Source organism: Paraburkholderia sp. BR10937 (assembly GCF_040965695.1).
Classification (GTDB): Bacteria; Pseudomonadota; Gammaproteobacteria; order Burkholderiales; family Burkholderiaceae; genus Paraburkholderia.
Window position 1 is genome coordinate 1 of the sequence record NZ_JBFRCL010000115.1, and the last position, 5,210, is coordinate 5,210.

Genomic DNA, 5,210 nt, shown 5'->3' on the forward strand with positions numbered 1-5,210 from the left:
GTCGGCCCTTGCGGTTCGATGGTCGCGCATTCCGTGTGTCCAAAGTAGTCCCCACCACTTGAAGTAACGGACATCACTTTGGACACCGGCTTCAACTCTGTCCATGCGGCCACGAAATGACGCTTACGGAGAAACCCTGCACAAAACTCCTAACCAACGTTTCGCACAGGCACACAATTAATAGAGCAACAGCAGCTAACTCAGTTAATCGGGCAATTACGATTGCTAATCGGCAAAGAAACGTTTGTCAAACCAAATGCCATCAATTTCGCTGATAGTGGTTCGATGTTCGCCAATTCGGCTACCGCTCTAGCCTAGCAGGCTGCTGAAGTACCTCCCGTTAGAAGCAGGCTTTCTGCGATTACGCGGCTCTCGCTGCGCGTTCCGTCGCATTGTGAAATTTCAACGCAAAGCTCATGCTGGTTCGGCGGGTTGAGGCCAATTGCTGGCCATATTGACGCTTTTTTTCGCCACTATGGGCGTACCTGTGCCAATGAACGCAGGCGCACGAGATTGTAAACGGCCATGTTCAACACGAACATCTGGTCCACCTTCTTCAAGCTGCGCACCACGGTTTTGGCCCACCCGAAGCCCTCCTGTGCGTCGTAACCCTTATCTGCACTAGCGTGATTTCTGCACTCGCGTCTCCTGCCGCTTGCCGTGCGTCGTTGATTATGACCTTTGGCTGCTTCACGCTCGGCATGCCCGTCAGCGCGCGTCACGCGTGCGTTGACCACCAGGCCATGCCGATTGTCGGTTAGAGTGTGGCCCATGTAACGCAATTCGCTGGCCGTTTTGCCTTTGCGATAGAGCCGCGCACCGGGATGCGGTCCTGGACTCATGCGTCTCGTTGCTACGCTTCTCGCCCTTGGAGTCGCCCGTACCACCACCTTCGCTGTCCTGATCGTCACTGTCCTTGGGCACAAAGCTCTTGTGCCCCGCCCACGCCTGGATCAGCGTTCCGTCCACACTGAAGTGCCCGCCCGAGAGCAGGCACTTCTTCCCGGCGATCGCCACAACTTTGAGCTTGCACTCAAACCTCCCATCTACCGTCAAAGCTACAAAGCATGGTGGATTTTTGCGACGGTAACCGAACATCAATCGGAGGATGTTATGAAACTCACACCATTGGGAGTGACGATCTCACCGGAATCCGGGTCGACCCAGTGCACCTGAAAGATGTTTTTTGGCAATGTCCACAGCGGGCGGCGTTATAGAGCCAATTCGGGGGCGGCCTAATCGAGCCACTGCATGGGCGGCGAAGGAGCCACCCTGCAGGCGGCGTGCAGAAGCCAGCGGCAACGGGCGCAAGCGCAACTCGAACTTTCCAATTCGGTTCACTCCGTTCATTTGAACGGAGCGCCTATGGCCAACAGTGCAGAAGTTGCTGCGTGCACAGCGCGTGACGTTACCTAGGCGCGGCGGCGTCGAGTTGAACTGCGTTGAGGCATGTGAAGTGGATGCGCCCACCGGTGTGCAGTCCGTCGTCTGGCGCCTGCTGAGCAACCGCGAGGTGTCCGATGCACATGTACTCACCGAACTGATCGACTGGTACCGCGCGAGGCGGGAGATCGAGATGTTCTTCAATGTGTTGAAGAACGCATGTCGGGTTGAAACGTTGCAGCTCTCACAGACCTCGGGCGCAAGGGCGACGGTGAACCCGGCGCGAAGACACTGTGGATTGGCATGCAGCGTGATGGACGCGGTGGTCACTATCCAGATCCTGCGCGAAGGGTACAAAACTTCTGTTAACGAGATGCGCTTAACCTGCATTGCGAACTACGCATCCCACGAATCCGCATCGCGCGACCACGCGACACATGCGGCATAACCGCTCAGGGCACGAAGCCAAACTGCGTCGAGTCTCGCAATCAAGTCGCGATTGCATACGCTCTCCTCGCTAACTAGGATGCTTGGTTCGTGCTGCCTGTCGCCAAGTACAGAAAACCATGTCATGCCCCCTCCGATGCCGACGCCAAGTGCCTTCAACACCGCTTCCTTTGCCGTCCATACGTCATAAAACGCGTCGGTTCGCCTGTACATCGGCAAAGCGGTCACTTGTGCCTCGTCGCGCGGCGCAAATACCGCTGATGCGAGCTTCCTCCAATTGATGTCTTTGCGCGCAAATTCGATATCGACACCAACCCTCCGTCGCCGGCCAATTGCGATCAGAGCATACTGCTCCGAATGCGAAACGTTAAAGTCGAGTTGCCCACCGAACCCGCTTTGCATCGACTTATCGAGACGCGGCCGTCCGCCGGTGTCTCGCTCGAAACGCAATTCACTGGCCTCCGAATCTGTTCGTTCCGCGAGCAACTGACGCAGTACGACGCGCGTCACCGCACAACGCAGCGCATCGTCGCGGCGTCGGAAGCGCGCGACCTTCGCACGCTCATCGTCCGAGAGCGGAGCGAATGCGGGACAGTCGAGCATGACGCGAAAATCGAAGCTGATGCAAAATATTTCAATATTTGCTGCGGAGGCACGCGGCGGAGCGAGCTCGTGCACATTGAAAGCCGACGTTGCAGGGACGATCATCAATTCACTCCGTTAGTGACGGTAACAGGCAGTTGCTGTGCGATTATGCCGCGCGAGGAACAGAGGTGCTCAAGTTCCTGAAACAGGTTGCAGATCACGTGCGCTCGTCTGGAGCAAGTCGGCCGATGAAATTCTGTCACGTCTCGAACGGTTTTGCGCACGCGTCTAAACGATACCGAGATGAACGCCATGAACATGACACACCAGCGATTGACGACGCCGTGCTCGCGCTCCTCTATTCGACATTGCACGCCCGGCATTGTCACCCATTGAAAGGCCGTTGGAAAGACAGTACAGCACTACGCACAAGGCGCAGCCTTCCGTTGTTGCGAAACCTTCGCCAACCCCGCGCGAAGCGCCGCGACGCATCCGATATTTCGTTCGCCTAGTGGCGGAATTGATCCGCGAGCACGAAAGCGCCGGATAGCGATCAAAGGAGGTTTGCACGAGAGCCGTCTGCGACGGCACCGACTCCCAGTCCATTGAACCATTGAAGTCCTACCGAAGCTGGACAGGGGCCGTCCGGAAGATGAACCCCTCTTCTGCATGCAAACATGCTATGTATCTGATTTGACTTCACGGTTCGCTCGCAAACGGCCCGCTCACTCATGCGATGAGCCGACTGCAATGGTTGCTGTTCGGCACTTGATCGGTGCTGGATCAATGCCGGGTGTGGCACAGCTGCACAGATGGCGGACGCATCATTCTCGTCGTTCTTGCCGCCGACCACAAAGGGTTTCACATATTGTGTCGGCAGCAGTCGAACCGTGTGCCCCCCTGCGAGATAAATTCCAGAGCCCAGAAGTGCGAACCGTGACGGTGTTCGATGCCGATCAGGCTCGGTTCAAATTTCGAAAAGAACTTGCGCAGCTGCGGAAGTTTGCGCAGCTGTATCGGAGCAAGATCTGCGAACAGGCAAGGATGGTGACGTGGCCCCGGTGGAGAAGTGGTCCTATGGCGTGTTCACGCTAATGTCGTTTGATCGTACACTCTGGCGATGGAAATCACCGAAGCCCAATATCAACGGATCGAGCATTGTCTGCCACGACAACGTGTGGCAACAGTCAGTCTGACGAACCTCCAAGTGCAATGCGATCTTTATGTCGCCGAGCACGGCTGCAAGTGGCGTGGACTGCCGAAGCGCTTCGGTAGATGGCATACGATTTACACGCGGATGAACCGCTGGTCCAGAAGTGGCGTGCTGCGTCGCGTGTTCACGGAATTGCAGCGTGCACAGATCATTCGCATCAGGATCGACGCGGTTTCGCTGGATAGCACTATGGTAAAGGTTCATCCTGACGGCACCGGTGCGTTAAAAAACGGACCTCAAGCAATCGTAAAGTCCCGAGGCTGAGGGACTACCAAGATTTATATGGTTGCCGCGGATGCTCGAACAGCCATAACGTTCGCGTTGTCTGCCGGCCACGCAGGCGACGCGCCGCAGGGACGCGAATTGCTAAAGAGCCTCGGGCCGGCCAATTGACCGCTGCACCTGTTGATGGATAAAGCGTACGAAGGCGGCGAAAGCAGGCAACTGGCACTCGATTTGGGCTTCATCCCCGTTTGCGTGTGCATCTAAGCGGGCATCACCCATTCGCGTACCCGCTGCAAGACCGCAGGATCAGACCAGTCTAAAGTGGTGGAGTGACTGGTGCGTCGCACTCGCGTGAAGTGGGTCAATGTGCGCGGCCATCGGCTCGACGCTATTGCGCGACAGCGGCAACGCCAAGCCCGAACAGCAACCCTTGAGGCCGGCATGACGATCGGCGTGCCCCTAATGCCTGCCCCAGATAATTCAGATACGTGTCAAATTCATCGATATCTTCTCCCATCGCGAATTCCGGAGTGTGTATTACCAAGTATCTCGTTGACGCAAAGGGATTTTATGACCCAGTAAGATTAGCGAAATGAGACGAGTTTCTGGCCTGCGGGCCGGCTAATCAGAAAGCGAAGGACGGATTTTTGAGATCTGGTGCAAATTTCAATTCGAGCGAGAAACGGCGTATTCGCCGCCACCTCATCGAGTTGACAGGACTGCCTTCCAAATAGCGGGAGCACTGATATCTTTGAGGCGCAGGTTCGTGAGATCGAATTCGGCGGCGGTCCGCGCCGGCCACGGCTCGGATGCGGCAAGATAAATTGCTCGAACTTCTCAACGGTCAATATCGTGCGAATCGCCTGTCGGCAATGGTTAGCAGCCGTTCTCGTATCCCCAAAGCCTTGCCTTTAACCCGTCTACCCTCGCCAACCCCGCGAACCTTTCCCGACGGGGCACGCAGACAAATTCCGCCCCTTCTGAAAAACCCGCAATCAGCTGCAACTTTCGATGTTGCTGTTCTTGTCGCAATTGGATTTCCCCACTGGATTTGGCGAGCCATCGCCATACATGTCGTTCGCGAACTCATTTGCGATGCGAATCAGTGTTATCCAAACAATCGATTTTGTAGCTGAGGTGAGATGCCTCATAGTCGCTTACTACGACTCGCGGCACAGCTGCCGACTATCCGCACCGGAAAGGGAAACTTTCCTGACGTGCCCCGATGCATGAGCTTGCCCCTGAAAAACGTATCCCTTGCTGAGGTTTAAACTGCAGCAAGGAGAAACGAAGATGAGCCAATTGAAGCGTGCGCGGTACACCCTGGAATTCAAGCTGGAGGCGGTGCGGCTGGTGA

At 56.2% G+C, this 5,210-nt stretch carries 1 protein-coding gene and 4 pseudogenes; 2 read left to right on the forward strand and 3 right to left on the reverse strand.

Annotation, left to right across the window (positions count from 1 at the left end; all coding sequences use genetic code 11):
- Window positions 1–473: 473 nt before the first annotated feature.
- Window positions 474–1,023: pseudogene (locus AB4Y44_RS41945) on the reverse strand (IS5/IS1182 family transposase); the annotation flags it as partial.
- Between the two features lie 370 nt (window positions 1,024–1,393).
- On the opposite strand from AB4Y44_RS41945, the pseudogene AB4Y44_RS41950 reads away from it, so the two are divergent.
- Window positions 1,394–1,831: pseudogene (locus AB4Y44_RS41950) on the forward strand (IS4 family transposase); the annotation flags it as partial.
- Here the strand turns inward: AB4Y44_RS41950 and AB4Y44_RS41955 are convergent.
- Complete coding sequence (locus tag AB4Y44_RS41955) at window positions 1,780–2,538, reverse strand: 4'-phosphopantetheinyl transferase superfamily protein (protein WP_069269356.1); 759 nt, start codon at window positions 2,536–2,538, stop codon at window positions 1,780–1,782. The pseudogene AB4Y44_RS41950 and the gene AB4Y44_RS41955 sit on opposite strands and share 52 nt — an antisense overlap.
- Before the next feature lie 997 nt (window positions 2,539–3,535).
- Here AB4Y44_RS41955 and AB4Y44_RS41960 point away from each other — a divergent pair.
- Window positions 3,536–4,102: pseudogene (locus AB4Y44_RS41960) on the forward strand (IS5 family transposase); the annotation flags it as partial.
- Between the two features lie 17 nt (window positions 4,103–4,119).
- On the opposite strand, the pseudogene AB4Y44_RS41965 reads toward AB4Y44_RS41960, so the two are convergent.
- Window positions 4,120–4,370: pseudogene (locus AB4Y44_RS41965) on the reverse strand (transposase); the annotation flags it as partial.
- Between the last annotated feature and the right edge of the window lie 840 nt (window positions 4,371–5,210).